At 39.6% G+C, this 26174-nt stretch carries 28 protein-coding genes and 2 tRNA genes; 5 read left to right on the top strand and 25 right to left on the bottom strand.

The window, feature by feature from the left end; genetic code table 11:
• The first annotated feature begins 3 nt into the window (after positions 1–3).
• Positions 4–339: an RNHCP domain-containing protein gene (locus HY817_01765; protein MBI4835964.1), complete on the top strand. Its 336-nt coding sequence runs from the start codon at positions 4–6 to the stop codon at positions 337–339.
• A gap of 40 nt (positions 340–379) precedes the next feature.
• Here the strand turns inward: HY817_01765 and HY817_01770 are convergent, their stop codons facing one another.
• From HY817_01770 to HY817_01780, 3 genes are all read right to left on the bottom strand, one after another.
• Complete coding sequence (locus HY817_01770; GenBank protein ID MBI4835965.1) at positions 380–1510, bottom strand: hypothetical protein; 1131 nt, start codon at positions 1508–1510, stop codon at positions 380–382.
• A gap of 158 nt (positions 1511–1668) precedes the next feature.
• Positions 1669–1989 carry a nucleotide pyrophosphohydrolase gene (locus HY817_01775; protein MBI4835966.1) on the bottom strand — a complete coding sequence of 107 codons (321 nt, stop codon included), beginning with the start codon at positions 1987–1989 and terminating at the stop codon, positions 1669–1671.
• Positions 1990–2027: 38 nt separating this feature from the next.
• The gene (locus HY817_01780) at positions 2028–2537 is read right to left on the bottom strand and encodes an NUDIX hydrolase (GenBank protein ID MBI4835967.1); all 510 of its coding nucleotides are present in this window, start codon (positions 2535–2537) and stop codon (positions 2028–2030) included.
• A gap of 134 nt (positions 2538–2671) precedes the next feature.
• Between HY817_01780 and HY817_01785 the strand changes: the two genes are divergently transcribed.
• The gene (locus tag HY817_01785; GenBank protein ID MBI4835968.1) at positions 2672–4132 is read left to right on the top strand and encodes an ABC-F family ATP-binding cassette domain-containing protein; all 1461 of its coding nucleotides are present in this window, start codon (positions 2672–2674) and stop codon (positions 4130–4132) included.
• Positions 4133–4183: 51 nt separating this feature from the next.
• Here HY817_01785 and HY817_01790 read toward each other — a convergent pair whose 3' ends face one another.
• From HY817_01790 to HY817_01800, 3 genes are all read right to left on the bottom strand, one after another.
• Complete coding sequence (locus HY817_01790) at positions 4184–4618, bottom strand: SRPBCC domain-containing protein (protein ID MBI4835969.1); 435 nt, start codon at positions 4616–4618, stop codon at positions 4184–4186.
• Positions 4619–4709: 91 nt separating this feature from the next.
• Complete coding sequence (locus HY817_01795) at positions 4710–5756, bottom strand: hypothetical protein (protein ID MBI4835970.1); 1047 nt, start codon at positions 5754–5756, stop codon at positions 4710–4712.
• Positions 5757–5795: 39 nt separating this feature from the next.
• Positions 5796–6458 carry a hypothetical protein gene (locus HY817_01800; GenBank protein ID MBI4835971.1) on the bottom strand — a complete coding sequence of 221 codons (663 nt, stop codon included), beginning with the start codon at positions 6456–6458 and terminating at the stop codon, positions 5796–5798.
• Between the two features lie 136 nt (positions 6459–6594).
• On the opposite strand from HY817_01800, the gene HY817_01805 reads away from it, so the two are divergent.
• Positions 6595–7188 carry an HD domain-containing protein gene (locus tag HY817_01805; GenBank protein MBI4835972.1) on the top strand — a complete coding sequence of 198 codons (594 nt, stop codon included), beginning with the start codon at positions 6595–6597 and terminating at the stop codon, positions 7186–7188.
• 65 nt (positions 7189–7253) lie between these two features.
• On the opposite strand, the gene HY817_01810 is transcribed toward HY817_01805, so the two are convergent.
• The gene (locus HY817_01810) at positions 7254–8387 is read right to left on the bottom strand and encodes a hypothetical protein (protein MBI4835973.1); all 1134 of its coding nucleotides are present in this window, start codon (positions 8385–8387) and stop codon (positions 7254–7256) included.
• 201 nt (positions 8388–8588) lie between these two features.
• Between HY817_01810 and HY817_01815 the strand changes: the two genes are divergently transcribed.
• Entirely contained in the window at positions 8589–10124 is a 1536-nt protein-coding gene (locus HY817_01815) for a hypothetical protein (GenBank protein ID MBI4835974.1), read from the top strand.
• A gap of 317 nt (positions 10125–10441) precedes the next feature.
• On the opposite strand, the gene HY817_01820 is transcribed toward HY817_01815, so the two are convergent.
• The 4 genes from HY817_01820 to HY817_01835 form a co-directional block, all read right to left on the bottom strand.
• A complete protein-coding gene (locus HY817_01820; GenBank protein MBI4835975.1) occupies positions 10442–10687 on the bottom strand; it encodes a GIY-YIG nuclease family protein in 246 nt (81 codons plus the stop codon).
• 273 nt (positions 10688–10960) lie between these two features.
• A tRNA-Val gene (locus HY817_01825) sits at positions 10961–11036 on the bottom strand.
• Between the two features lie 138 nt (positions 11037–11174).
• Positions 11175–11816 (bottom strand): metal-dependent hydrolase, encoded by a 642-nt coding sequence (locus tag HY817_01830; protein MBI4835976.1) that lies wholly within the window; start codon positions 11814–11816, stop codon positions 11175–11177.
• A 62-nt stretch (positions 11817–11878) separates the two neighbouring features.
• On the bottom strand, positions 11879–12505 hold the full coding sequence (locus HY817_01835) for an RNA pseudouridine synthase (GenBank protein MBI4835977.1): 627 nt from the start codon (positions 12503–12505) through the stop codon (positions 11879–11881).
• Positions 12506–12633: 128 nt separating this feature from the next.
• Between HY817_01835 and HY817_01840 the strand changes: the two genes are divergently transcribed.
• Entirely contained in the window at positions 12634–12783 is a 150-nt protein-coding gene (locus HY817_01840; protein ID MBI4835978.1) for a hypothetical protein, read from the top strand.
• Here HY817_01840 and HY817_01845 read toward each other — a convergent pair.
• The 14 genes from HY817_01845 to rpsO form a co-directional block, all read right to left on the bottom strand.
• Positions 12762–12847: transfer RNA gene (locus HY817_01845), tRNA-Leu, on the bottom strand. The genes HY817_01840 and HY817_01845 overlap by 22 nt on opposite strands.
• Before the next feature lie 51 nt (positions 12848–12898).
• The gene (rplU, locus tag HY817_01850; protein MBI4835979.1) at positions 12899–13192 is read right to left on the bottom strand and encodes a 50S ribosomal protein L21; all 294 of its coding nucleotides are present in this window, start codon (positions 13190–13192) and stop codon (positions 12899–12901) included.
• Positions 13193–13295: 103 nt separating this feature from the next.
• Entirely contained in the window at positions 13296–14333 is a 1038-nt protein-coding gene (locus HY817_01855; GenBank protein MBI4835980.1) for an S-layer homology domain-containing protein, read from the bottom strand.
• A gap of 110 nt (positions 14334–14443) precedes the next feature.
• Complete coding sequence (locus tag HY817_01860) at positions 14444–14857, bottom strand: endonuclease domain-containing protein (GenBank protein ID MBI4835981.1); 414 nt, start codon at positions 14855–14857, stop codon at positions 14444–14446.
• 45 nt (positions 14858–14902) lie between these two features.
• A complete protein-coding gene (gene lepA / locus HY817_01865; GenBank protein ID MBI4835982.1) occupies positions 14903–16675 on the bottom strand; it encodes an elongation factor 4 in 1773 nt (590 codons plus the stop codon).
• A gap of 2 nt (positions 16676–16677) precedes the next feature.
• Complete coding sequence (locus HY817_01870) at positions 16678–17403, bottom strand: hypothetical protein (GenBank protein MBI4835983.1); 726 nt, start codon at positions 17401–17403, stop codon at positions 16678–16680.
• Complete coding sequence (locus HY817_01875) at positions 17387–17812, bottom strand: YraN family protein (protein MBI4835984.1); 426 nt, start codon at positions 17810–17812, stop codon at positions 17387–17389. Before HY817_01875 ends, HY817_01870 begins: the two co-directional genes overlap by 17 nt.
• A complete protein-coding gene (locus tag HY817_01880; protein MBI4835985.1) occupies positions 17809–20199 on the bottom strand; it encodes a phenylalanine--tRNA ligase subunit beta in 2391 nt (796 codons plus the stop codon). Before HY817_01880 ends, HY817_01875 begins: the two co-directional genes overlap by 4 nt.
• Positions 20196–21227 carry a phenylalanine--tRNA ligase subunit alpha gene (gene pheS / locus HY817_01885; GenBank protein MBI4835986.1) on the bottom strand — a complete coding sequence of 344 codons (1032 nt, stop codon included), beginning with the start codon at positions 21225–21227 and terminating at the stop codon, positions 20196–20198. The genes HY817_01880 and pheS overlap by 4 nt, the downstream gene beginning before the upstream one ends.
• 2 nt (positions 21228–21229) lie before the next feature.
• Positions 21230–21631 (bottom strand): hypothetical protein, encoded by a 402-nt coding sequence (locus tag HY817_01890; protein MBI4835987.1) that lies wholly within the window; start codon positions 21629–21631, stop codon positions 21230–21232.
• Positions 21624–22202, bottom strand: coding sequence for a uracil-DNA glycosylase (locus HY817_01895; GenBank protein ID MBI4835988.1), 579 nt, complete (start codon positions 22200–22202; stop codon positions 21624–21626). Before HY817_01895 ends, HY817_01890 begins: the two co-directional genes overlap by 8 nt.
• A 96-nt stretch (positions 22203–22298) precedes the next feature.
• Complete coding sequence (locus HY817_01900; GenBank protein ID MBI4835989.1) at positions 22299–23714, bottom strand: hypothetical protein; 1416 nt, start codon at positions 23712–23714, stop codon at positions 22299–22301.
• Entirely contained in the window at positions 23707–25863 is a 2157-nt protein-coding gene (gene pnp / locus HY817_01905) for a polyribonucleotide nucleotidyltransferase (protein ID MBI4835990.1), read from the bottom strand. The genes HY817_01900 and pnp overlap by 8 nt, the downstream gene beginning before the upstream one ends.
• Before the next feature lie 9 nt (positions 25864–25872).
• The gene (gene rpsO / locus HY817_01910) at positions 25873–26136 is read right to left on the bottom strand and encodes a 30S ribosomal protein S15 (protein MBI4835991.1); all 264 of its coding nucleotides are present in this window, start codon (positions 26134–26136) and stop codon (positions 25873–25875) included.
• Positions 26137–26174: the final 38 nt, after the last annotated feature.

Consider the following 26174-nt stretch of genomic DNA (forward strand, 5'->3'; position numbering starts at 1 on the left):
TACATGAAGATGACACATCGTGATGAAGCTTTTGTCTGTCAAAATTGTCATAATCCAGTAGCCAAAAGAGGTGGCGGATACTGTCGTAACCATTGCCCCATATGTCTACATTCACTGCATGTAGATTTGCAAGTACCAGGTGATAGGCAAAGTACATGCCAAGGAATCATGGTCCCGGTAGATGTGATTTACAATACGCATAAAACAGTTTTCCAAATCATCCATCAATGCCAGACCTGTAAATATAAACATGCCGTAAGCATTGCCAAGGATGATAATCAGGAACTTGTTCTGAAAGTTACTCGTGCCAGCGCGGAACGGAAGATGATGGACATCTAAGTAGAGCTAAGAGCGAAGAGCTGAGAGCTAAGAGTGCGGCTCAATATCTGTAGGTGGCTAGGATGGGCTCTTGGAAGTCTTCTTGGATATGTACTTGGCCATTATTTTTGATGGTTTCTATGGTGGCTAGATTGATTAGCTCATGATCGTATGGCAATGGCTTTCGATGCAGATCTACTGACATGGTTTCAGGGTCAAACTTGCCCCATAGTTCACTTTCACCATTGATGAGCATCTCGTGTATGCGGCCACTATGAGCAGCAACTAAAATAGCTTCAGGCGCTATCGATCCCTTACCATTGGCAATTAGACTGGCGTATTTGTTAGCAACAGTATCGGCATTGATAGTGAACGTTTCAGCCAAGAGCTGATAGCCTTCTTGAGCTAATTCTTTGTCTGATTTGAGATCAGCATTGCCGATAATCGCTTTATCCAGATAATAGGGATAATGACTCAATTGGCGGTAGCGACTGAGATGCCGTTCGGTACCAGCTAAGATGACGAAGTTTTTATTGGAGAGAAATAACTTTTGGATAGCTTTGTCAATCATGCGAAAGAAAAGGGTAATATCATTTTTACCTTCATCTTTTTGGCCGCCATGACCATGAACAAAACCAGCACGACCATAGTTGGCATTACCATGAGTTTGTAAATGTTCTTCGAGAGCAACGTACTGAAACTCTTCTTCTAAGGAATGAGGGACATCTTTTAAAAAGATACTTTCTCCTTGACCATGGGAACAATAAACTAAGTGGGCATTCGCAAGACTGAGAGCCAAAATATAAAAGTCCTTTTCATACAGGGTAGCTTTTAATAGGGGGATAATGTAAAAGGCATTATCGACAGTTACTTTGTTTGTCACTTCATAGGGCAGAAAGTAATAAGAAAAATGATTGCTGGAGGCAAAAATAGCAACGCCTTTTTGTGCTTTTTGCCAGAATGAACCATTCGTGAGCAATGTTTTGGCTTTAGATAGAATACGATTACTAGCTTTGGGCTCCAACCCTCGTTCCGCTAATTGTCTCTCTGCTTCATGCATTAAATTCTTCCATTGAATAATTTCTTTACTGCTACCTTGACCTGATGCACTGGCAGTGAAATAAAAAGAGACTCCTGGCTCCGGGGTGGCCTGAATTAACTTTTGTAGAGCTGCCTGGGTAAGAATAGTCATAGAATTGAGAAGTTAAAGACTAATCCAACTTGATAACCAACCTTCAGTATACTGCGAATAAAAATACTAAGAAAGCAATTATTGCTGGTGATCTATTTTTGTTGCCTTTTTGAGAAAACTTGTTCTCATTTAGGCATCCGTTACCACTGATTTTCTAGCTATGCTTGAGCAGTAATCTTTTTCTCTATTTGTTCCATTGTTTTCTGAAATTCTATTTCCAAATCAATATTTAGCTGCTTGGCTAAAACACAAATTGCCCATAAGCAATCAGAAAGTTCATGACCAAGCTTTTCTTCATAGTCTGGAATAGTGCGAAAGTTGTTTTTTGCCATGATCAGTTTAGTGAGATCCCCAACATCTCCTACAAAGGCTTGTAAATACTCAGCCGCAGTCCAAGCAGGTCTACCGACTTGTTGATTCAATTGAATATACTGATTCATCACGGCGATTGCTCTATTTTGCAATTGGCTGAATTCCATAATAATAAATTAAAAATAATAGTGTGGTGCTCTGAACTTCATTGTGAATAGTTGAGATAATAATCTAATACGCCAAGCTGAAGGGTAAAAAACTTTTCGGGGGTATTGATCAACATTTCTCTTAAAGCATTTTTATTAATCCAACGAATATCTTTAACCTCATTTTCTTGAGGTACGGGTTCGCTATCTTCTACTTCACAAAGGAAAACAAAGCCAATCCAAGGTTTACCACCTTTAATTTGTTGCTGACAACAAAATGGCATGAAAGCAAATGCAGCATCATCTTTGAAACTATATATTTTAGTTCTCATGTCAGGTTTTATTCTCGTTACTTTTAGACCAGTTTCTTCCAAGATCTCTCGTTTGAGAGCGCCGTAAATTTCCTGATATTGTTCAATTGCTCCAGCAGGTATTTCGAGAGTACCAGAATAAATCGGATCTTTTTCTGGCTTCCATCTTGTTTGAATAAGCACTTCTATCTCACCATTACGCATGCGTTCGATAATTGCTGAGACTACCGGAATGTTTTTGTTGGTAATAATCTGCATAAGAATTCTAAGTCAGTTATATTATTAACCTAACTTTTTTCGGTAGTAAAATTCTCAGATACCGGTTTTCACCTAGCCAAACTATGTGAGATACGCTACTCTCTGCCGCGATCTAATCTTGTTTGTTACTTCTTATGGCCCAGGAAACTATTGTTAGCTTCGATACAGTATCGTTTGAATTTGAAAATGAGCATCAAATCTTAGTTGAGGCGAGCTTTTCTGTGCGTCGTGGTAGTAAGATCACCATTATGGGGCAAAATGGTGCGGGGAAAAGTACTATATTCAAGTTAATTTGTAGTAATTATCGACCAAATGAGGGGATGGTGAATATTGTCCCTGGTCTTACTATTGCGATTGCTCCTCAAGTCACTCCTCTTGAGGATCGTGATTTAACCGTGAAAGCTTTTTTTGAAAAATACTTACATGAGAAAGCTTATGATATTGATAGAAGGATTGATGATGTTTTGGCGGTAGTGAACCTTCATGCTCCACATGATCGCATCATTAAATCTTTTTCTGGGGGCCAACAAGCTCGATTACTCTTAGCTTCAGCATTGATCCAAGATCCTGATCTTCTGTTGTTGGATGAGCCTACTAATAATCTCGATCATGCTGGTATTGATCATCTTACTGACTTTATTATCAATTATCCTAAAACCTGCATTGTTATTTCTCATGATGCCGATTTTTTGAATGCGTTCACTGACGGAGTTTTGTACTTGGATGTATTTACCAAACAAGTAGAACAATATGTCGGTAACTATTTTGATGTAGTACAGCAAATTGAAGTTCGTAAACAAAAAGAAAATAGTAAAAATGCCCAATTAGCTAAAGGCATTCAAGAAAAACGCGACAAGGCTAATGTCTTTGCTCATAAAGGTGGCAAGATGCGTGCTGTAGCAAAACGTATGCGCAAAGTAGCTGATGAATTAGAAGATGATATTGTCGAAGTTCGCAAAGAAGATAAAACTATTCGTAGCTTCATTATCCCCTGCCAAGAAGATTTGGCCGGCGAAATTGTTAAAATTAATGCCTTTACCATTATTCAAGACCATAAGCCGATAGTAAAAAAGGCTTCTCTAGTAGTACGCAAAAATCAGCATTTACTACTGACTGGACCCAATGGGATTGGTAAAAGTACTTTGTTAGAAAACCTAGCAACAGGAAAGGCTAAAGATGCCATTATTGGTGCCAACGTGCGCGTAGGATATTATCGCCAAGACTTCTCTACCTTAAACTTTGCTCATACTGTTCATCAGTCCTTAATGGAAGCGCTAGAATCATCCGCAGGAAAGCCAATTGAAGAGCATTTACGTTCTACCGCTGCTGGTTTTCTCATTACCTCAGCGATTATCAATAGTAAAATAGGAACTTTGTCTGAAGGTCAAAAGGGGCTAGTATCTTTTGCTAGATTGGTTTTACAAAGACCTGGTTTGTTAATTTTAGATGAGCCTACCAATCATATTAATTTCCGCCATTTACCAGTGATTGCCCAGGCTTTAGATGAATATACCGGTGCGATGATTTTAGTTTCTCATGTGCCCGACTTCGTCGCTCAGATACGTATTGATGATGAGCTAGATTTAACTAAATAAGGGAAGCAGCTTCAGCAGGTGTTTCCTCTTAGATATTGAGTGCCAAATTGGCTATTCGCAGAGCTCTTTTAACTTTTCTAGTGCTTTGGGCCAAGCGGCCACCATATCCTTTTCAAAGTCTGCCGTCACTTGCATCTCAACTTTTACCTTAGTAACACCATTTTGTTCAGTAAAGGTATAATTTTCCAATGCTGGCGCCCAGGCTTTCACTGCTTCACTTTCGGTATCTTCTACACCATCCTGAATAAAACCAAGATGTCTGATGGAAATGAATTCATAAGGTTTACTTTCCGCAATTTCGGCAATCATGCCACTTTTCTCGGGACCGAGGAATTTTATTTTTGTTCCCTTATCCCAAGAGCCTTCATAGTAGGAGCCAGGCATAAAAGGCTCAGTCCAAACTTTGTATGAATCTGGTGCCAACATAGTATGCCAAACTTTTTCTTTGGGGGCATTGATAGTAACTGAAAATTCCAGAGTTTTCATGGCAGAAACTTAATGATCAAATCATTAATAATGCTGGATACAGCTTTTGTCTAGATTGAATTGCTGCTATTGATATGGCAGAAAAACACTATTAGCGAAAACTATAAGTTCTGGCAAAATCAGCCGGGACATCACTGGTGAAAGCTATTGGCAATCCATGACTAGTAACTGCTGATACTGATAATCTGATATGTGGTAATTGCCTGTCGCGCATGATCGCTTCGGCCAATGTTGGCGGGATAACAAAAGTGTGGATTTCTTGGGGAGCTAATTGTCTACATAATGAAGTACTACTACAGGCACCATAAGAACCTGACCCTGTAGTATTTGCACATATTTCATTTGATGAGCAACTGGTGCCAAAGTATAAACAATTGGGCTGGGCAGCATGAAGTGAGTTGTAAGCTCGCTGAGTATCCAGTGAAAAGTCGTCAGTATTAAAAGTAAGACATATAATACGTGGATTAAGACCATTATGAATCGATACACCAATACGGGGTATTTCATGACGAGCAATGAAATCAGTATGAGGAGAAAACGAGGGGCGATAAATATGGTCTCTGCCAGGGATCAGTACCCAAGACATCCCTGAGACTGAATTCACCTCATTACTAACCGTATAGTGTATGGCGTGACGGCTATCAGTATCACTAATTAGTTTGTTGGTTTTACCAATATTAATAAACCCAGTCCAGCGTAATCTTTGGTCGCCATCCCGTGGTAAAGGTTCAACGATTCTTTCATTGGCCATTGAACTCCATGCATCTTCGCCACTACTACCATCAGTTGTTATTATTTGGTTACGCCCAGGAGTACGATCACTAGTAAATATCAGCCTTTGCTCTTTCATCATACAATTACCAGAAAAATATACGCGCAAAGGTACGTGAGTGCCTGGATAGGTATATACAAATGAGTTTGGTGGTACATGAGCTGATGCTCGAGGATTTCCTAATTCCACAGCAGCTATTCGGCAATTAGTCCGATCTATATCAGGACTAGTATCCTCAGCGGCATCTGAGATTATTTCCGCATCATTTGTACTAGAGCTGGCCGAGCCAGAGCAACCTAACATAAAACTCGCTAGTAAGAGTTCACGGATAGAAAATGATGAAGAATGGTCTGGATTCTTTAGCATATACTTAATGGAGCTTACAAATGTAGAGAACAATATTTCTTAATCAGAATACTGGCGTACGCTGTTTTTGAAAGCAGCATATGCATCTCTATATTTGGCATAAGCGTCATTGTTCTTATATTTAATACCGAACACATGATGTAAATCACTACCAGTGCCAATTTGCTCTTTGATAGATATTAGTGAACGATAATAGGAGCTATCTTTTGCTTTAATAGTGAGCCAACGAATTGTTTTGTCACCAAATTGCCCAGGATAGTCGTTCTCTTTCCTAGTTTCAGTTTTTTCACTCACTTGTTCTTCAGTATTACTAATATTTAAATAGTTTTCTGGATTGCCTCCCCAAAGAGGAGAAAAGACAAAGAACTCTACCGTGCTATCTGGTGAAGTAAAATATGCCTCATCAGTTTGAACAGAAGTTATTGCATTAGTTTTATTTGTCGGTGAAGTAGGCCTAGGGATGAAGTTGCTAGGATATTTGATATCAAACCATGATCCTCGATACAAAGTGACACCAGCTTGTGTTGGCATGGGACTTTGAGTAACTATATCGCTTTGCTTCTTTACTTCAGGAACTGTTTGCGTTTGAAGTTCCTCAACTGCTTGAGGTAATGGAGATAAAGAGACTTTTGATTGCGGTTGGCAACCAGCAATCACTAATAGAGAAAAGCACATTGAGAGTGATACCAAAGCTTTTTTCATAAAATGGCTCGAGATTATTAAAAGTTGTTAGCATATCATAGCTTTAGCTTGATCGCCAAATAACTTTACGGAACGTTATTTAATGTTAAGCTCCAGACAATAATAAATTTTTATGCAAGACTTCTCTGATCAAGCTATTCAATCCATGGTGCATTTTTTGTTTGAAATGGGTCTTTTGGCTCGTACGCCTCGTAGTGGTCTTTGGTATTTGGGCACTGGCAAACAGAGCGTGGCTGAACATATCAATAGAGTTTCATATATAGGTTTGACCTTGGCAAAAATGGAGGGGGATGTGGATGTAGCTAAGGTAATGCAAATGTGTCTTCTACATGATATATCTGAGGTGCGGACTGCAGATCTTAACTATACCCATCAAAAGTATGTGAAAGTAGATGAAGAAAAAGCATTGAAAGACTTAACAGACACCTTGCCTTTTGGTGACTATATCCAAGAAGTTTTACATGAATATCATGCTCGGGTAACTAAAGAATCAATACTAGCAAAGGATGCTGATAATTTAGAATTATTATTAACTCTCAAAGAACAATTAGATTGGGGTAATAGTAGAGCTGGTGAGCGACATTGGCTTCATACCACGGCTGTTAGAGTGAAATCCGATTCGGCAAAAAAGTTAGCTGAAAAAATTATGGCTACTCATGCAGACAATTGGTATGTAAGTAAAATTAAAGAAGAGTGGTTTATCAACAGAACGAGTGATGACCAAACATGAGAATAAGACTGAAGAAGATGAACTCTGAGGCGCAAACTAACGACAGAGAGTAGTGATTAAACACTTTAACTCACCCCTCGTCGTTTTTTTAACTTACGAGAAAATGCTTTGAAAGCCAAATTTTCTAGGAAGCACTCAAAAGCTTTTGTTGGTAAACCCTTGAATATATCTGGTTTATCAGGAACTCTTCCATGATCATGCACATGTCCTCTAAGTAATGAGTCCAAGTTTGGCTCATTGCCAATTAAACTGTAGTCAATACCACCTGGAATTATTTGAGGATTCACTCCTGCAACTTGTTCTAAACGAATAGTTTCCATTACTAAATCATCACGTAATCTCTCCGGGGAATACCGCCAACTTACCCAATTGCTAATAGTATCGAATGATACATCAGCAAATGCTGTGCTGGTTTCAATAGTATCTGAGCCAGGAACATGAATTGCCATAGCAGTAATAACTCTCACACATGTAGCTAAATATCTGCGACTATACATATAATCTAACAACCAACGTTTTCGATGACTTTGCTTTTTCCACCAATCTTCTCCATCTTGATTATGAAAAAGTTTTCGTTCAAGGCCAAAACCGGCACTTTTAGTAAGAACAGCATCAATAAATCGCATACTACTATATCCCTGCATCATTATACGAAATAGTTCTTCAATTTGATCTGCAGCTTTTTCCAGAGATCGAGGCTTATGAAAAACAACATGACTGATTGGTGCTAATAAATCTAAATCACTAATGCTCCCCATTTCAGTAAGGAGGCGAGCTATCTTTGTTTCTGCAAGATCTAAATCTCCTAAGCGTTTAAAAACTTCGTCATCCCGAGAATCTAGTACATCTGTATAACAACCATTAACTTTTGGTAAAACCGTAGTCGCTAAAGGTACAGTATCTAAGCCAACCACCATTCGAGTGGCCGCCTCTGGATGATTATCCAATACCCAACGAACTTTTTCTCTTGCAATCATAGTTACACTTCCCCAATTTTCAGCATCACATAGTCCTTCATCCATAATGTTATTCCAAGCAGCTCTTTCAATGTGATCTGGTACTGATACTGTTTCTACCTCTCGGTTTAAAATTATTGCCAATCTTTCTCTCCGAAAAGAAGCTCCTGATGCCAATAATGGACCACGTTTTGACCAGTCGGTAATAATATCTCTAGTATCAGGATGTAAATCAGCTAGCATTTAATCTAAAAATAGAGAGGTATTTATACCATGGCTTCTTGGGCGTGTCCACGTTACTGTCTAGCTGAACCAGATGAGTTTAGTTCTTAAGCTAAACAACTCATGTAATTTTATTAGGTAACACTAACCATAAGTACTGCCTAATGATCTGTTTGGTTTCGCGCTTAATTAGTACTATTCTTTTCCTGTTAAAAGATTCCTATGGAAACTGTTCGTATACGTGACAAAAAGACTTTTTCTATTTTGCCTGCTGAGCAGCAATATTGTGAGCAACGCCGGATTCCTTTAGCACAAGTCACTCCTTTAGAAGGTTTTAGGGAAATGTTCGCCTTTAGAAATGAAACAACTTTGTTCAATCGTATCTGTGATAAAAGTGGTCGAGATATCATTAGTATTCACCGACCAAATACAGCCTTCCCAGTGTATGCTCAAGATATTTGGCTTAGTGAAGATAATGATCCCCTGCAATACGGCCGACCATATGACTTCACTAAACCTTTTTTCCAACAATTCTTTGAGCTTTCTAATACTGTCCCTCGTGAAGCTCAATTAACCCTCAATGCTGAGAATAGTCCCTATGTAAATATTAATGTGAATGTAAAGGACTGTTATTTTACTTTCAACTGTCTCAATAGTCAGGAATGCATGTATGGCAATAAAGTCTATTCCAGTAGGGATTGTATAGATAATATCTATATTTCTAACTGTGAGCTCTGCTATGAATGCATCAACTGTCATGGTTGCTATGATCTCAAGTGGGCACAACATAGCTTCAATTGCAGAAACTCCCTGTTTCTTTATGGCTGTCGTAATTGCTCGGATTGCTTTGGTTGTGTTGGCCTAGAACATAAACAATTTTGTCTGTGGAATCAGCAATATACACCTGAAGAATATAAAACCAGAATAGCAAAGCTTTTTACCGGCAAATGGTCAGAGCTGGTTACATTGCAGCAACAGTTTGTGGAGCTCATAGCATCTTCAGGCTATGTATATAATTCAAATGTGAATAATGTAGATTGTACTGGTGAATATATTGATAATTGTAAAGATTGCACCAACAGTTTCATCACTAAAAATAGTGATCATGTTAGTGACTCATTTAACATGCAAAACTGCAAAGACTGTATGCGTAGTAGTTTTATCTTTGATGGTCAATTCATTTATCGAAGCTTTGCCATGAGTAAGGGACCATACAATTGTCAGTTTTGTTATATGTCTCCAGGGCTTGCGGAAAGTCAGTATTGTGCGTATGTATTTCACTCGGAAAAAATGTTTGGGTGTATCGGTTTCCCTCGCAGATCTGCCTATTGTATTCTGAATAAACAGTATAGCAAAGAGGAATATGAAAATTTATTGCCCCGAATTATTACTCATATGAAAACAACAGGAGAATGGGGACAATGGTTTCCGCTCTGGATGAGCGACTTTCCTTATAATGATACACTAGCTCAAGAGTATTTTCCGCTTACTCCTGAACAGGCGCAGCTTATTACTGCTCGATGGAATACCAATAAACACTATCCAGTTACAGAAAAAGTCAACACAATTCCAGATGATATCCATTCAGTTACAGATAGGATACTGGATGAAGTATTACAAGATCATACTAATAAACGGGCTTATAAACTACAAAGAAAAGAACTCGAGTTTTATAGAGAGCATACTATTCCAATACCTCGTGAATGTTTTGATAGTAGAAATCTGAGACGCTCTAAAGCATTGATTGCTTTTCAATGAGGTGTCGATGCAACTTGAAGTTTGATACCTAGACCAATTAGCATTACCATTTTGCTGAATAGCAAATTTTATTTGATTAATGCAGTGGTCAAATGAAAGTTATTTTTAGCAATCCTTTCACAATCTGCATTGCAATATACTAAGATGTCCTAGAGCTTTGCAAGGTATCGCAAGATATCCTGATGTACCTTTGATTGCGCCAAGAAATCTACTAGAAAAGGTCTTGAAGAGAATCGGTTAATTAGTAGTTGTGCTATTTGCTCAGTAATCCAGCATGCCACAATTGCAGTATGTCCCTGACGTAATGAAAGGGGAACCTAATATTGCAATATCCTTTTCTTTAAAACAGCCTTCCCTGAACCAGTCTTAAAATAGCTCTCTAACTTATGTACCTGCACTTCAGTCGGCAAAACAATATAACCAACAAGTCCTAATGGTCGGTAATGTTTGGTGGATTGGACATTGCCATCAGTATGTTGCTGTAGTCTTCTTTTCAGATTGCCGGTTGAGCCAATATATAGAAAATCTGATTGCTGACTTTTGAGGAAGTAAACAAAAAACATAGATAAAGATTAAGCTCTATCTAGTGTAGTGGAGGAAAAATGAAACTTTGGTTCACCTGCTTATTTGTTGAGAATATAAAAAGCTAGCTCAGTAGTGAGCTGTAAATGATCATTAGGCATTCTTGCATGCCGTGGCATTGCCTGCGCGCTAATCGCGACTTCGGCAGCCTAGCACTGCGCTGACTCAGCGGAGAGCAATGTCTTCAAACAAACAGACATGTAAAACTACCCTTCAGAGATGGCCCCGCCAGCCGAAGCTCTCCGAGCGCAGGCTGGTGGACAGTACAGGACTCGAACCTGTGACCCTCTCGGTGTAAACGAGATGCTCTACCAACTGAGCTAACTGTCCTTGAAATATCTAAAATTACACTTTAAACACGGGTGCACTATAACGATGTTTAAATTAGCTGACAAGTATTTTTAAATCCAGGTTTATTCACATGATAAATAAGGCTTTGCGAAAACAAAAGCTTGGGTTTAAAGCTTTTTACATTGCCTCAACAAATTGTCGCTTGAGCTTTCTTTGTTTGAGCTTGACTGCCAGAGCTGGAATGCCAAAAAAAGCGCTACTTCCTATCACCAAACTAGCGGGAACAAAATTTCCCACCATCATGATAGTTAGAAATGCCATTTCACAGTAAAAAAGTGGGTGATGAAGATAAAACGCCATCCAGTCATTACCTTGCTTTTTTACATACTGTGCTAACTGACGACGAGAATGTTTAAGAAAGAAGCCACGCATGCTGATATCAAATGGCCACAGAAGTGGTACTCCGCCTACCCACACCATATCCATGATAATATGACTAAATACACCAATACTTACTAGCACTACAACCTGATATAGTAATACACTACCGGTGAGTAGTGAAATCAATAGTAAAGGTATGAGTATGGCCAAATAGAACAGTGGAGCGTGCATGAATGTCTGTCTATGATTGACTGCATCTGCAGTGAATATGGTATTTTTACGCTTTTTGAAAAGCATGTAATACAGCAAATCAAAATCAGGCAAAGCTCCGGCAACAAATCCTAGAGCAAAAAGCCATTTATTATTGCTTACATTCCAACGGTTGAGGAAATAGGCTGTGGTGGCTGCTGTTGTTACTACATGCGTAGGAAACATCATAACAATTTTGCTAACAAAAACGATCAAAGCCAGGCTATCATAACTAAACTATTGTGCCCAGTTTACAAGGCATCTTTTTTGTCACCTAATATTTCTTGTAAACTAAAAATATCCTTTCCTACCCACTCGACAGAAATACATTCCAAAAGGAACTCTTCTCCTGCTGAACCTGGATTGTAAAGTGGATCACCACACAAAGGATTCCCAATAGCAGCCAAATGTACACGTATTTGATGACGCGCACCCTGAGTAATAGCTATTTCTAGTAGCGTATTTCCCCCAATTAATTTAACTACTCGATAATCCGTAATAGAGTCTCGCCATTGTCCCCTCTTTTTCTGTCCCGCATCTTTATAAACAATCATTCGTGACTTCTTGGTGGGATGATGCGCAATTGGCCAATCGATGTAACCAGCAGCTCTTTCCATATGTCCCAACACTTTGGCAAGGTACTTCTTCTTAATTTTTCCCTCATCTGCTGCTTTGATGAATGATTTGAACGCTTGATCATTGCAAGCAAACAAAACCAAGCCTGAAGTAATAGTATCAAGTCTATACAATAAACCTCCTTCACCCACCTTAAATCCATTCACTTGAGATAATTCAGGAAATTGAACAAGTACCTGTTCTACCAATGAATCCGGCTTTTCTCCTGGCGTGGTTGGTACATTAGCAGGTTTATATACCATTAAATAGTCGCCTTTCTTTTTGTATTGTAATACCACTAGAAAATTTTAAGTATTCCAAGAATAAGGAAGATTCATGGGAAATACAAACAATAAAATATTCTTAGGCAACATGGCTACCTGCGCGTCGCATGAACGACGACTTCGGTCGCCTAGCACTGCGCTGGCTCAGCGGAGTGCATTATCTGCGAACAAGCAGACATGGCAAACTAAGCCTATCAGTGATGGCCGCGCCAGCCGAAGCTCTCCGAGCGCAGGCTGGTGCTGTGGAGAGGACTTGAACCTCCACCCCCTTGCGAGGACCAGCCCCTCAAGCTGGCGTGTCTGCCATTCCACCACCACAGCATGTCAATTACTAATTCCCAATTACGAATTACTAATTTGAGGGGAGGGATATTACCAGGCTAGAATCTCTACTGCTGTGTATTGTTGTCGATGACCCTTTTTTCTCATATATCTCTTGCGACGTAACTTTTTGAAGACTAGTACCTTATCTCCTTTGCCATGCTCCAAAATCTTACCTTTGACTTCCGCCTTGGGAGCTAAATCCAACTTTTCACCATCTACGATAGTAATGGCGTTACCAAAAGAAACAATATCACCAACTTCACCTGCGAGTTTTTCGATCTCGATTACTTCGCCGGGCATTACTTGTTCTTGTCTACCAGAGACATGGATAACTGCGTACATAAGAAACCTTAAATAGCGCGCACAAAGTAGCACAATAAATAACAATTAGCAATTAGTGATTATTGCTGAAAAGAGACGGCCCACAGCCCTTAAACTGTAACTACTAATTAATAAGCAAGTTATAAGCAATCTTAGCAATTTCAGAGCGGCGAACAGATTGATTGGGGTAGAAGTTATTATTCTGACCAGAAACTATACCTTCATTGGCAGCGTAGTCAGTATATGCACGTTGCATTGGGGCTGCTACATCAGAAAATGATTGTGCTGAGCTCGCATTGAACATGCTGATTTCATTTTGCTTTTGAAAAGCATTTAATAAAATCTGTAAACATTCAAAACGAGTAGCAGGTCGATCTGGATAGAAATAAGTACCTGACTCAATAATGCTCACCATTTCCGCTATTTCTATATAACGAAACATAGCATGACTAGGAGGGACATCCTCAAATGTGAGTACAGGAATTTCTAGTGTTGGGCAATCTGGAAAGCAGGAGGAAATGGTATCACGATGCAAACCCTTAGCTAAAGCGGCATTTACTGCGATCTTCACTACTTCAGCTCTAGTAATAGAATTTTCTGGGCCAAAATTGCCATTACCATAGCCACGGACAATCCTTCTAGTATAGAGATCCATGATATAGCTATAGGCCCAATAACTTGCTGGAACATCCTTAAATGTGGTGGTTGGAGTGTTAATTACTATTGTTTTTCTCAACTCTTGATGAATGGGGCTAGCGACATTTACTTGAATGCTATAAGGCCCTTCACCAACTTGAAGATATGGAGGAGCAACACATTGAGCGCCAGGAGGACAGTTGGTATAAAACTTTTGATTCCAAGTATCTACTACTTTTGTTTCAAAAGGAGCCAAAGTGATACTGCGAAAGTCCATAGTACAAAGAGCTAGCGGATCTAACAAAGAAAGCTCATTATTGTTACGATCAAACACTCTAAAGAAACGATGGCATTGCCCCATTTCATCGATAGTAATGTTACCGCTAGTATCATTAGTAACTTTAATTTGGATTGTTTCCCCTGCAGAATAAGTATTCTGCAGGTTAAGATGGGCTACTGAAGGTGGTAGAGATACTGGCGCTGTAGTTACCAATGTAGCTGTGAGTAGCGAAATGAAGGTGATCATAGAGATTATGTTTCTGTTAGTGAGTACGCAAGCTTGAGAGAGTGTGTTACCCGGAAAACCCCTTTTGCATTTCGCCTTATCGAAGGGGAAGTTTAATGTGTTTATTAAGCTTATTCTCGAGACCAAGTGTTCCTTCCCTTACTTAAGAGAAGGTGACGAGGATGGGTTTGCAATACCCAAGTCACTATAGCATGCTCCACTTGCTCTACCTGATCCAACACATCATTATTTGTAAACCGTAGCACGGTAATGCCAAACTTTTCATTTAGCACTTTGGACCGCCATTGATCATAGATAAGTTGATTCTTATGGTAGCCGCCATCGACTTCAATCACTAAGCGCAATTTAGAACAATAGAAATCAGCGATAAAGTTGGCTAATGGCTTTTGGCGTAAGAACTTAAAACCTAATAGCTGCCTTCTGCGCAAGAGTTGCCAAAGCTTGTGTTCGGCAGTAGTCAAAGGCTTTCTATTCTTACGAGCAAATGTTTTTAGTTTTTTATTGTAAGCAAAGAAATAAGGCATAGTAAAAAAACTATACCTAGTAGTGTAATCTTATCGTTATGAAAATTAATTCTTGCGCAGCACTGCTAAAAATGCTTCTTGCGGAATGGTCACCTGTCCGACCATTTTCATTCGTTTCTTTCCCTTCTTTTGCTTTTCTAAAAGTTTTCTTTTGCGGGTGACATCACCACCATACAGATAGCCGGTGACATCTTTGCGAAAAGCTGAAATGGTTTCTCGGGCGATGATCTTGCCACCAACTGCTGCCTGCAGAGCAATGGCAAATTGTGCTTTGGGGATAATATCTTTTAATCGTTCCAAAAGCTCACTACCTCTTTTATGAGCTTCACCACGAACGACAATACTGGAGAAGGCATCTACTCGTTCACCCGCCACCAGAATATCCATCTTCACCAAATCCTCCTCTTGGTAACCTGTTAGGGTATAGTTCATAGATGCATAGCCAGAGGTAATAGATTTCAAATCATCATAAAAATCACTAACAATAGATGCCAATGGGGCGGCAAAAGTAATATGGACCCGAGTGGGATCTAAATATTGCATATTATTCATACCACCACGGCTGTCTTGAACTAATTTCATTACATCGCCAACATATTCCTTGGGTGTTACTACCTCGAGATTGACAATTGGTTCCTCAAGCTTGGTGATAGTAGCGGGATCAGGGAAATCAGCAGGATTATCAATCATGAGAGTTTCAGTTCCACTCGTGATGCGATAAGAAACGCTTGGTGAAGTAATAATTAAATTCATATTGTACTCACGTTCTAGCCGCTCTTGGACAATATCCATATGAAGCAGACCTAAAAATCCGCAACGAAAACCGAGGCCAAGTGCTTGAGATTTTTCTGGTTCATAAACCAGCGCAGAATCATTGAGGCTGAGTTTGCCCAAGGCATCCCGCAGCAAATGATAGTCATCACCTTCTACACAATAGAGCCCAGCAAATACCATTGGTTGTACTTTTTTGTATCCTGGTAAAGCGGGAATTTCCGGAGCACTCAATACTGTATCACCCACTCGAGTTTCTCCCACTTCTTTTACTCCAGTGACAATGTAGCCAATTTCACCATTTTGTAATGATGCTGCTTCTTCATACTTTGGTCTAAAGTAACCCACTTCAGTAACAATGGTCTTTACCTTGGTATGGGCCATATAAATGGTATCCCCTCTTTTCACTTCGCCACCAAATAAACGTACATACGTTACTACTCCTTTGTAAGTATCATACATGGAGTCAAAAATAAGTGCTTGTAGTCCTTTGGTCTCGCTTAAGGTGGGTGCGGGAATACGTTCTATAATAGCATCTAATACTTGTTCAACATTTTGGCCTGTCTTACCAGAAACAAATATCATTTCTTCTCGCTTCAAACCAAGTACTTGCTCTATTTCTTGAGCAACTTTTTCTGGCTCAGCATGCGGTAAGTCTATCTTATTAATTACCGGAATGAGCTTTAAATTATGTTCCATCGCTAAATAAACATTAGCTAATGTTTGTGCCTCAATTCCCTGACTGGCATCAACTACTAGTATCGCTCCTTCGCAAGCAGCTAAGCTTCGAGAAACTTCATAAGCAAAATCCACATGACCTGGTGTGTCGATTAAGTTTAATAAATGCTCTTTCCATTCCATTCTAACCGGTTGTAGCTTGATAGTGATACCACGCTCTTGCTCAATATCCATAGTATCAAGCATTTGCGTATGCTTCATTTCCCGCTTAGCTAGCGTGCCAGTAATTTCAATGAAGCGATCAGCCAAGGTGGACTTGCCATGATCGATATGAGCAATAATGCAAAAGTTTCTAATCTTCGCCAACATGTTTAAGCAAGGTAAGGACTGAGCATGCCAAAGATAGCGATATGTTCGGGGGAAGGCAACGAGGGGAAATTCGGAATTCGGAATTCGGAATTCGGAATTGGGGGGAGTAAGAAAGAAGTCAGTAGGGCTTTCTGGTTTTTTGTAATGTTGCCTATGATGGTATGATTATTTACTTGGTAACGGGCTAGGAATTCTTTGATTCCTAGGGCGATAGTATATGAAAGTAGGGTTTCGTAACGATCCATAACTCTGGTATGGGGTAGAGCATGAGTGGCGCAGATAGCTAGAGCAGAATTTAGTTCTTGGCCCATTTCCTCTTTGAGGCTAATATCTTTTGCTAAACCGAAACTAGAAAAACTGTATGGCAAACAGCCTAGATAGAGAGTCTCTTTATCATGATAAAAGAGATGGCAACCTACTTCAAAGAGAATAACTAGCATAGGAGCTTGGGGCGATAGGAAATGTACTCCCTGGGTAAGTGCGTCAATGCGACCGACTTTGGCAAAAGTGTATTTGCTGCTTTTTACTGGTAAAAATTCGGTATTGGGACCGGTAAGAACAAAATGGTTTGTTTTATAGCGTTCAGCTAATTGAGCAAAATCATCTTCAGTTAAATTAAACTTTTTTGGTTCAAAAGTAGTAATTACTTGATTATCATTAATAAACCCAAAGCTAGAGCGCAAGTAACCATAATCAATTGCTATTACCCGTTTAGATAACATTGTCATAATGTGCCAATGAATAGATCGAATAGTCTGTCGCTAATGAAATGGTAACCAAGTCAGCGGAAAATGTTTCTTCCCACAATTGATACTGTTCTAAGTAATCACCAATAGCTGCTTTGAAATCACGCTGCTTGCGATCGGAAAAATGCTGTATCGGATCAAATGGCGCCTGTGCAGCCTTAACCTCAATAAATACCAGCTGCTGCTTAGCATCTCTTATCACTAAATCCAATTCATGATGCTTATATCTCCAATTACAATGTTCAACCATATAGCCACAAGCCTGCAAATAATGTCCAGCATATTCCTCAGCAATCATTCCTAATTCTCGTTTCCTTCCCGCATCCCCAATTCGTATGGATTCGGCAGGCTCACCACATGATTCGTAATTCGTAATTTGTAATTCTCTCATAGCCCCCGTATCACGCCTTGATACTTTTGTACCAAGTGATCAAATATCATTTTTTGGACAATATGCATATCTTGATCAGTCAGTGTTTTATCTCCAGCTTGTAGGGTGACCTTGAATGCCAAAGCCTTTTTTTGTTCGCCTAAACTGGTATCAGTAAATACATCAAAAAGCTCTACTTTTTCAATCAGAGTGTTTAGCTTGCTAATGCTAGCTAAAACTATACCAGCTTCTATTGCTTGATCCACCACGACAGAGACGTCAAATAGTTTACTGGGAAACTTTGGAATAGGTTTAAATGTTTTTGCTTTTTGACCAGCATATTCAAGCAATACCTCAAAATCTATTTCGGCAAAAGCAACTTTGCTAGTGATCTTATACTTACTACGAATACGAGCTGATAACTCATAAATATAGCCGAGTACCTTATCGGCAACAAGAATTTCTAATGCGCGACCTTTTTGTAAAGCTAATTCTGTCGGCTTTGGTTGATAAGACTTAGTTCTAAAAGGAATTGCTAAATGATTGAGTAATGCTTCTATAGAAGTCTTAACCTGATAAAATGGCTGAACATTATTTTCTTCACTATAAAGAACAGCGATTCTGCTTCTTTCATTGGGTAAATCATTTTCACTGGTAGGAAGATACACTTTACCTACTTCAAAAGTAGCAACTCTGCTAAATAAAGCACTATTTTTTACTAAGCCATCTAACATGCCCGGCAAAAGAGTAGTCCTGAGATGAGTATGTTCTTCAGAAAGAGAATTCTTGAGCACTATATGATCATGAGCAAATTCAAATTTTTGTAATTCTTTCGGGCCGTAGAATGAATAATGATATACTTCAGAAAGATGGCAAGAATGTGCTAGGAATAATTTAATCTGCTTTTCTAATTCTTGCCATGGTTGCTTAGGTGGCAAAGTAAGTTGTACTTGTGGCAGTTTAGGTTCAATCTTTTCATAACCGTAAAAACGCGCAATTTCCTCAATAATATCGGCTTCACTGCTAATATCTTTCGTAGCACGAAAACTTGGTACTGTTAGTGCCAATTTCTCGCCTTTAGCTATCACAGCAAAATCTAAGGCTTTTAATGTCTTAGTAATAAATGCTTTGGTCACTGGAGCTCCTATGCGATTAGCAATATGAGTACTATCTACGGTGAATTTTAATGGCTTTGGTGGGGTAGGAAAATGATCAGCTACTTTTGATTGAATAGTAATTTCTGCACACTGCTTAAGTAGTAAAAAGAAGCGCTTGGCCGCTAATTCTGCGAGATGAGGATCAAGAGATTTTTCATAACGTTGTACTGCATCTGTACGTAAAGATAACTTTTGGGCAGTGACGCGTATTGAGGTAGGATCAAAATTAGCTGCCTCAAGAATAATTTCTTTAGTATTTTCACTAATAGCTGAGTCGATTCCTCCCATTACACCAGCAATAGCTAGGATCTTTTTCTCATCAACAATTACTAACATGCCAGCAGATAATTCTCTATCGATCCCATCTAATGTTACTATTTTTTCACCCTGTTTAGCGGGACGAATAGTAATATTACCTTGTACTTTCTCGGCATCAAATACATGCAGCGGCTGTCCTAGCTCATGCATGATATAATTCGTTAAATCGACCAGGATGCCATGAGAATTATGACCAATCCGAGCTAAATAATTAGCAAGATACGTTTCATCTTTGATCGCATCCAGGGAAAAATGACAGGCAATATAACGAGGACATAATCGATCATCTTCTACCCGAACAGTAAGTTCTTGTTTACCAAAACTACCTTGGTATATAGGTAATACTTGCAGCTTTTTGTCCCAAATTACTGCACATTCTCTGGCTAATCCATAATGTCCCCATAAATCAGGTCTATGAGTAAGCGACTTATTATCAATTTCAATAATAGTATCATCTTTCCCTAGAGCTTCGGCCAAAGGAGTTCCTGGTCGGCAAGCAAGTTGAGACATATCCTCTACTCCATCCACAGTACTAGGAACACCTACTTCATCACCTCCACAGATCATACCAATACTTTTCACTCCCCTTAGCTCAGCTTCTTTAAGTTCAATTAAATCCCCTTCGCCATGCCAACGGACTTTACTGCCTGGCAAGGCAACAATCACTTTCATTCCCTCTTTAATATTGGGAGCGCCACAAACAATTTGTACTATCTGATCACCGATATCAGTTTGAGTAACACGCAATTTTTCAGCATTGGGATGCGGGCTAATAGATTTTATTTGACCGATCACCATATGAGCAAATTGCTCTGCTGCACTTTCTATGCCATCAATCTCGGCCGTGCGGATATTAAACAGACGAGAAAATTCTTGATTGGAAATATCAGCTAAATCGACAAATTGCTCTAGCCAATAGCGGGAGATTTTCATAAAGAGAATTGAGATAAGAAACGTAAGTCACCACTTTGCATCAGACGAATATCATCAATCTTGTACTTCATCATTACCAAACGGCTAAGGCCCATACCAAATGCCCAACCATTATATTTAGTAGAGTCAATTTTGCCATATTCTAAAACCTTGGGGTGAATCATGCCGCAGGGAATAAGTTCCACCCACCCGGAATGTTTACATACACTACAGCCCTTGCCCCCACAAATAGCACACTCAGCATCTAGTTCAAAGCCTGGCTCCACAAATGGGAAATACCCAGGTCGCAGACGAACATTAATTTCTCGACCAAACATTTCTCTTAGCAGCAATTTCATTACTGCTAGCAAATTACCAATGGTGAGATTTTCATCAATCATCATGCCTTCAAGTTGATAAAAAGTATGCTCATGAGAAGCGTCCAGTGCTTCATTACGGAAGACTCTGCCAGGCACAATGATACGTAATGGCGCACCATACTGTTCCATAGCGCGCACTTGCACAGAAGAGGTGTGCGTGCGCATTACTTTGTGCTCACCACTCAAAAAGAAAGTGTCTTGCATGTCTCGTGCCGGATGAGTCGCTGGGATATTAAGTGCTTCAAAGTTATAATACTCAAATTCTGCCTCCGGACCACGCAAAACAGCAAAACCTAAACTGCGAAAGATATCAATAAGTTCATATTGAACTTGAGTAAGGGGATGAAGTGAACCACCGAGTGACTTACTAGGCAATGTCACATCAATAGCTTCCTTGCTTTCTTGCGCTACCAATTCCTGAATTTTTATTTGTTCTTCCTTATCTTGAAATAAAGTATATGCTTGATTGCGTAAGCTTTGGAGCTGAGAGCCAAATTGTTTTTTTTCTTCTGGAGAAGAGTTTTGTAACCATTGTTTAAACTGAGCATCTAATAAACCATCTTTCCCAATATATTTGCGTTTGATTTCAGTTAACTCAGAAAAGTTTTGCACTTTATTAATCAATTCTGCCAACTCATTTACTTGTTGCTGAATAACATCAATATTCATACTTATGGCGATAAAGGTTTACGATGAAAAGCAAGCTCAATTAAAACCATAACGAGAATAATAATCAAGCCATCCCACCAGAAAAATACTTGTAGGGCTTTGAGTAAAAGTAGTAGACAGAGACCGGTACTTAATAGCACACCTTGTCGAAGGGCTACTACTAAGAATGCATAGAAGATTTCATTACCAGAAAAGAATCTATGCAGGAAAAATATCACCATGGCAAAAGTAGCACTTAGGGCAATAAAAAGAGCAACGAAAAAAGCGAATACGCCACCCCATTCGATTCCTGTGGTGCATACCTGATCAATCAATAGTTCGCAAGGGGTGAGGCGACTAATTACTAACCATAAGGTACTCCAACCGAGAATGGCAGAAAAAAGTAATACCCAGAGATTAAGCATTAGTGTTTTTTAATTGTTCCAAGAGCGCAGGGATTTTCTGAAAATCTGCCAACAATACCGATTGTAAACCACCATTATAGAGAGCTGCTGCCGGATGATAGAGTGCTAAATATACTTGTAGACCATTTTCTCCCTGAGTACGCATGGCCTTGCCATGAACTTCAGATATTTTTTTACCAGGCAAAAAAAGTTCCAATGAATGCCGTCCTAAAGTAACTATTAATAATGGTTTTATCAACCGAATTTGATTTTTTAAGTAATTGTTACAACAGGTAGTAATCTCATCGGGTAATGGATCGCGATTTTCGGGTGGGCGACACTTTACTACGTTGGTAATAAAGACATCTTCTCTTTTCCAGCCAATTGAATCTAAACATTTATCAAGAAATTTACCTGCAGCACCGACAAAGGGCAGACCCTTTTCATCCTCATTCTTCCCTGGACCTTCACCAACAAACAGCACTGGAGACTCAGGATTGCCATACCCTGGCACAGCATTAGTTCTGGTATCGCCCAAGCGACAAAGATGACATTTTTTAATTTGCTCTGCTAAAAAATTGAGGGCCTCCATGATGAAGAATGAAGAATGGAGAATGAAGGATGGAGAATGGGAGCGTCATTCTTCACTCTCCACTCTTCATTCTCCATTCTCAGTGTCCTCCGGACACTAGCATTTATGCCCTTCATTGTCTAAATAGACACTGCCCTTAACCGCTTGTGTACTACTATTTTCCACTGTACTCCAGAGTATTGTGGAAGGTAAACGCAGAGCATTCAACTCTTCTACCGGCGAGGACGTCATGAAGCAATCCTGGGTAACACTAGTTAAACGTAATGGCGAGGCAATACTAATATCAAGTCCATCTAATTGATCAGCAATATATACTTTGAGCAATGGTTTGCTAGTATCACGACTCTTGATAGTTAGGACATCTGTCTCATGTTCTTTTTTCCATTCAGTAAGCAAAGTAGTATTTTTCACATATTCAGCCCCTCTAGTACCATCAGGCAAAACAAAATTAACAGTTTTGGGAAAAAGGATAGCAGCATACTGAGCAATATTCTGAGTAAAGTGTTCTTTCCAATCAGATCTTTCCTCCGGAGAAATGGTCAGTGTGAGTCGAGATTGCTCCAAAGTTCCTCCCCAATGGAAAATATATGGATAGTCACCAATACTTTTTGCTATTTCTCCCCATGCTTTACCAGTGGGAGCATTACCCCACAAGGTCTCGACTGTTTGCCATAAACCAAAGTTCTGACTTTCACCTTCAAGCATCTTTAGCTTGCTCGCTAGACCTTCACCAGCAAATGCAGCCCAGTCACCGCCAGCTAAAATGGCTTTCCGATAATCTCTTTTGCTGCTAATAGGATGATGAAATTGATCAGTAAAAAATAGTTGATATTCAGCATGGAATGGTTTGGTTGGGTACAGTGTTAGTACTAAGTAGCGTACCGTACCTTGCAAATAAGCTGGTAATAAATCAAATTTATACTTTTCACCAATTCCTTGGCCCCACCAATTAAGACATTCAAGTGAGCAAAAAGATATGCCCCAACGTCGACTCCAGGAGGATACACCCGCTTCTTTGAGCCAAGGCATTTCTTGTACAGTATTAAGCTTGGCGACAGTAACAGTAGGATGTGGGGAAATCACAGCGATAGTATCGAACCATTTGAGTTGATAGGAAGTGTCTGATACTACCACCTGCTCTGATCCACCACTTAAATCTTGCCAAGTATTTAGTAGAGCCTCTTTATCTGGTCTATAGAGATAGAGCTCAGCCACAATTTTATCAGTCTTTTTTCTTAGCACCAAAGCATTTGTCTCACCCCAGAAAGGACAATTTAGTAATGCGCAGTCCAACTTGCTTTTCAACGCCTTTAGGCTTGACGGTAGCGGGAAGCTGGTATCAGCTTGGCCCTCCCATTCAAAATAGCCGACAATATCTTGATTGCTAATCTTATTAGCTAATACTAATGGTCGATAAAGATGATATAAAAATGCTGCAATACTAAGACACAACACAATAGCCACTAATATTGCTAGTATCCATCCTAACTGTTTATTCCACAGTTTAGCCATTAGTACCAAAGCGTTTCAAATATTCTTTGTGAGAAAGGCTGACACGATTCTTTACTGGATCAACATCTAACACAACAACTTTGAGCATATCTCCAACCTTGCATACCTCACTAATAGTATTGATACGACGATCAGCTAGTTCAGAAATGTGTACCATACCATCTCTTCCTGGGACTTTTTCTACTAAAACCCCCACCTCTTTTCCTGACATTCTATCTTGAATAATCTTTGTTACTTTTCCTTCAAACACATCACCGATTTCAAATTTGAAAGTAAGACGCTTAATCCATTCTACTGCCTTAGCCATATTTTCTTCATTATTAGAAGAAACCAGCACTGTACCATCATCCTCAATGTCAATTTCAACACCAGTAGAATCAATAATTTCATTGATAATTTTGCCTCCGCTACCAATCACATCCCGAATCTGATCAGGATGAATCTTTAAAGTAATCACCCGTGGTGCAAAGCGAGACATTTCTGGTCGTACGGTAGGTAATACCTCAAGCATTTTGCCTAAGATAAAAAGTCTACCCACTTTAGCTTGAGCAATAGCATCACGCATAATATCAATAGTAATACCTTTTACTTTGATATCCATTTGCAAAGCAGTAATACCCGTAGCGCTACCAGCTACCTTAAAATCCATATCACCACCAAAATCTTCCAGATCACGAATATCAGTAAGTACCTTGTAAGTACCATCTGGCTCGGTCATCAGTCCCATCGCGACACCAGCTATGGGAGCGGCGATAGGCACTCCTGCATCCATAAGAGATAAGGTGCTACCACAAACTGCTGCCATTGAAGTAGAACCATTACTACCCAATATCTCAGTTACTACGCGAATAGCATAAGGGAAATCAGCAAGTGCCGGAAGCACTGGAACTAAAGCCTTTTCCGCTAAATAACCATGACCAATTTCTCGTCTACCAGGCCCACGTGAAGGTCTCACATCGCCAACAGAATAAGAAGGGAAATTATAATGATGCATGTAATGCTTCGTATAGTCCATATCCATATCATCTATCATTTGTCCGTTTCCTTTGGAGCCAATAGTAGCAATGGTCAATCCCTGAGTTTCACCTCGGTTGAACAACGCTGATCCATGAGTGCGAGGCAAAAGAGAAACTCGAGCTGAAATAGGCCGAATATCAGTTAATCCTCTACCATCAGGGCGCTTGTTGTTTACCAGAATATTTTTGCGCAAATGTTTTTTGAGCACTCCTTCCACCACCTCGCTAATAAACTTGGCACTAAATGTATCGTCAAGCGCTAAAACTTGATCCGTTATTTTTTTCTTGAGTACACGTGCAGCTGCATCAATTTCTTTGCTTAATGGATGAGCAAAAATAGCATTAGCATCTTCATCAGATACCATTTCTTTGACAACATCATAGAGTTTTTTCTGGCACTTTTCACCCAACTGTTCTTCAGGGATTCTCAGGGTGTAAGTGATTGGTGTAACATTGCACTGGGCAAGCAATTCATTTTGTAAGGCAACAGTTTTTTTGAGTTCACTATGAGCGAAATCTAATGCCTTTACCATGGTTTCTTCATCGACCTGTTTAGCACCAGCTTCCACCATCATAATGGCGTCAGCGGTACCGGCTACTACCAAATCCAAGCTACTTGCTTCAATCTGTTCATAAGTAGGATTAGTAATAAAATTGCCATCGATAAGACCGATTCGCACACCGCCAACTGGACCACTGAATGGTAAACCAGCCAATGACATAGCACATGAAGCACCAATCAAAGCAATAATAGCGGGATCATTTTCGCCATCAGCAGAAAGTACGGTACAAATTACTTGAGTGTCATTAACAAATCCCTTAGGGAAAAGTGGCCTTATCGGTCTATCAATAAGACGAGCAGCCAAAACTGCTGCATCCGATGGTCTACCCTCACGCTTCATGAATCTACTACCTTTGATTTTCCCCGCAGCATAAAAACGTTCTTCGTAATCAACTAGCAAAGGAAAGAAATCAATATCCGGCTTCGCTTCTGGCATTACAGTAGCTGCAGCAAGGATTACTACATCGCCATAGCGAACAAGCACCGAACCATTAGCTAGTTTTGCCATTTCCCCTGTTTCCAGTTGAAGAGTGCGACCAGCAAATTCAGTAGATACGATACGTGAAGACATGTGAAATAATTATTTACGAAGCCCAACTTCTTGAGTGAAAGCCTCATAGCCAGTGGGATCGATAGTTTTAAAATAAGCCATGAGTTTGCGACGCTTACCTACCAACATTAGCAGGCCACGGCGTGAGTGATTGTCTTTTTTGTGCTTTTCCAAATGCTTCGTCAAGTCATCGATACGTTGGCTAACCAAGGCAATTTGCACCTTGATTGATCCCGTATCTTTGGCATGCGCAGCAAACTTAGAAATCACTGTTTTCTTTTTTGCTCGGTCCATAGATAAATAAATGAAAATTAAGAGCAGGCAGAGGGTAA

This window comes from Candidatus Abawacabacteria bacterium, from assembly GCA_016207805.1.
GTDB lineage: Bacteria > Patescibacteriota > Gracilibacteria > RBG-16-42-10 > RBG-16-42-10 > JACQZO01.

What these genes read in the sequence shown, in the direction of transcription:
- HY817_01835 (MBI4835977.1), bottom strand. Translation starts at nt 12,505, where the DNA reads ATGGTATATAAACCTGCTAATGTACCAACCACGCCAGGAGAAAAGCCG.
- HY817_01855 (MBI4835980.1), bottom strand. Translation starts at nt 14,333, where the DNA reads ATGATCACCTTCATTTCGCTACTCACAGCTACATTGGTAACTACAGCG.
- HY817_01765 (MBI4835964.1), top strand. Translation starts at nt 4, where the DNA reads ATGAAGATGACACATCGTGATGAAGCTTTTGTCTGTCAAAATTGTCAT.
- HY817_01815 (MBI4835974.1), top strand. Translation starts at nt 8,589, where the DNA reads ATGGAAACTGTTCGTATACGTGACAAAAAGACTTTTTCTATTTTGCCT.
- HY817_01795 (MBI4835970.1), bottom strand. Translation starts at nt 5,756, where the DNA reads ATGCTAAAGAATCCAGACCATTCTTCATCATTTTCTATCCGTGAACTC.
- HY817_01875 (MBI4835984.1), bottom strand. Translation starts at nt 17,812, where the DNA reads ATGAGAGAATTACAAATTACGAATTACGAATCATGTGGTGAGCCTGCC.
- HY817_01870 (MBI4835983.1), bottom strand. Translation starts at nt 17,403, where the DNA reads ATGACAATGTTATCTAAACGGGTAATAGCAATTGATTATGGTTACTTG.
- HY817_01780 (MBI4835967.1), bottom strand. Translation starts at nt 2,537, where the DNA reads ATGCAGATTATTACCAACAAAAACATTCCGGTAGTCTCAGCAATTATC.
- HY817_01895 (MBI4835988.1), bottom strand. Translation starts at nt 22,202, where the DNA reads ATGGAGGCCCTCAATTTTTTAGCAGAGCAAATTAAAAAATGTCATCTT.
- HY817_01790 (MBI4835969.1), bottom strand. Translation starts at nt 4,618, where the DNA reads ATGAAAACTCTGGAATTTTCAGTTACTATCAATGCCCCCAAAGAAAAA.
- HY817_01900 (MBI4835989.1), bottom strand. Translation starts at nt 23,714, where the DNA reads ATGGCTAAACTGTGGAATAAACAGTTAGGATGGATACTAGCAATATTA.
- HY817_01785 (MBI4835968.1), top strand. Translation starts at nt 2,672, where the DNA reads ATGGCCCAGGAAACTATTGTTAGCTTCGATACAGTATCGTTTGAATTT.
- HY817_01775 (MBI4835966.1), bottom strand. Translation starts at nt 1,989, where the DNA reads ATGGAATTCAGCCAATTGCAAAATAGAGCAATCGCCGTGATGAATCAG.
- HY817_01890 (MBI4835987.1), bottom strand. Translation starts at nt 21,631, where the DNA reads ATGCTTAATCTCTGGGTATTACTTTTTTCTGCCATTCTCGGTTGGAGT.
- HY817_01820 (MBI4835975.1), bottom strand. Translation starts at nt 10,687, where the DNA reads ATGTTTTTTGTTTACTTCCTCAAAAGTCAGCAATCAGATTTTCTATAT.
- pheS (MBI4835986.1), bottom strand. Translation starts at nt 21,227, where the DNA reads ATGAATATTGATGTTATTCAGCAACAAGTAAATGAGTTGGCAGAATTG.
- HY817_01770 (MBI4835965.1), bottom strand. Translation starts at nt 1,510, where the DNA reads ATGACTATTCTTACCCAGGCAGCTCTACAAAAGTTAATTCAGGCCACC.
- pnp (MBI4835990.1), bottom strand. Translation starts at nt 25,863, where the DNA reads ATGTCTTCACGTATCGTATCTACTGAATTTGCTGGTCGCACTCTTCAA.
- HY817_01860 (MBI4835981.1), bottom strand. Translation starts at nt 14,857, where the DNA reads ATGCCTTATTTCTTTGCTTACAATAAAAAACTAAAAACATTTGCTCGT.
- HY817_01840 (MBI4835978.1), top strand. Translation starts at nt 12,634, where the DNA reads ATGAACGACGACTTCGGTCGCCTAGCACTGCGCTGGCTCAGCGGAGTG.
- HY817_01880 (MBI4835985.1), bottom strand. Translation starts at nt 20,199, where the DNA reads ATGAAAATCTCCCGCTATTGGCTAGAGCAATTTGTCGATTTAGCTGAT.
- HY817_01800 (MBI4835971.1), bottom strand. Translation starts at nt 6,458, where the DNA reads ATGAAAAAAGCTTTGGTATCACTCTCAATGTGCTTTTCTCTATTAGTG.
- lepA (MBI4835982.1), bottom strand. Translation starts at nt 16,675, where the DNA reads ATGTTGGCGAAGATTAGAAACTTTTGCATTATTGCTCATATCGATCAT.
- HY817_01830 (MBI4835976.1), bottom strand. Translation starts at nt 11,816, where the DNA reads ATGATGTTTCCTACGCATGTAGTAACAACAGCAGCCACCACAGCCTAT.
- rpsO (MBI4835991.1), bottom strand. Translation starts at nt 26,136, where the DNA reads ATGGACCGAGCAAAAAAGAAAACAGTGATTTCTAAGTTTGCTGCGCAT.
- rplU (MBI4835979.1), bottom strand. Translation starts at nt 13,192, where the DNA reads ATGTACGCAGTTATCCATGTCTCTGGTAGACAAGAACAAGTAATGCCC.
- HY817_01810 (MBI4835973.1), bottom strand. Translation starts at nt 8,387, where the DNA reads ATGCTAGCTGATTTACATCCTGATACTAGAGATATTATTACCGACTGG.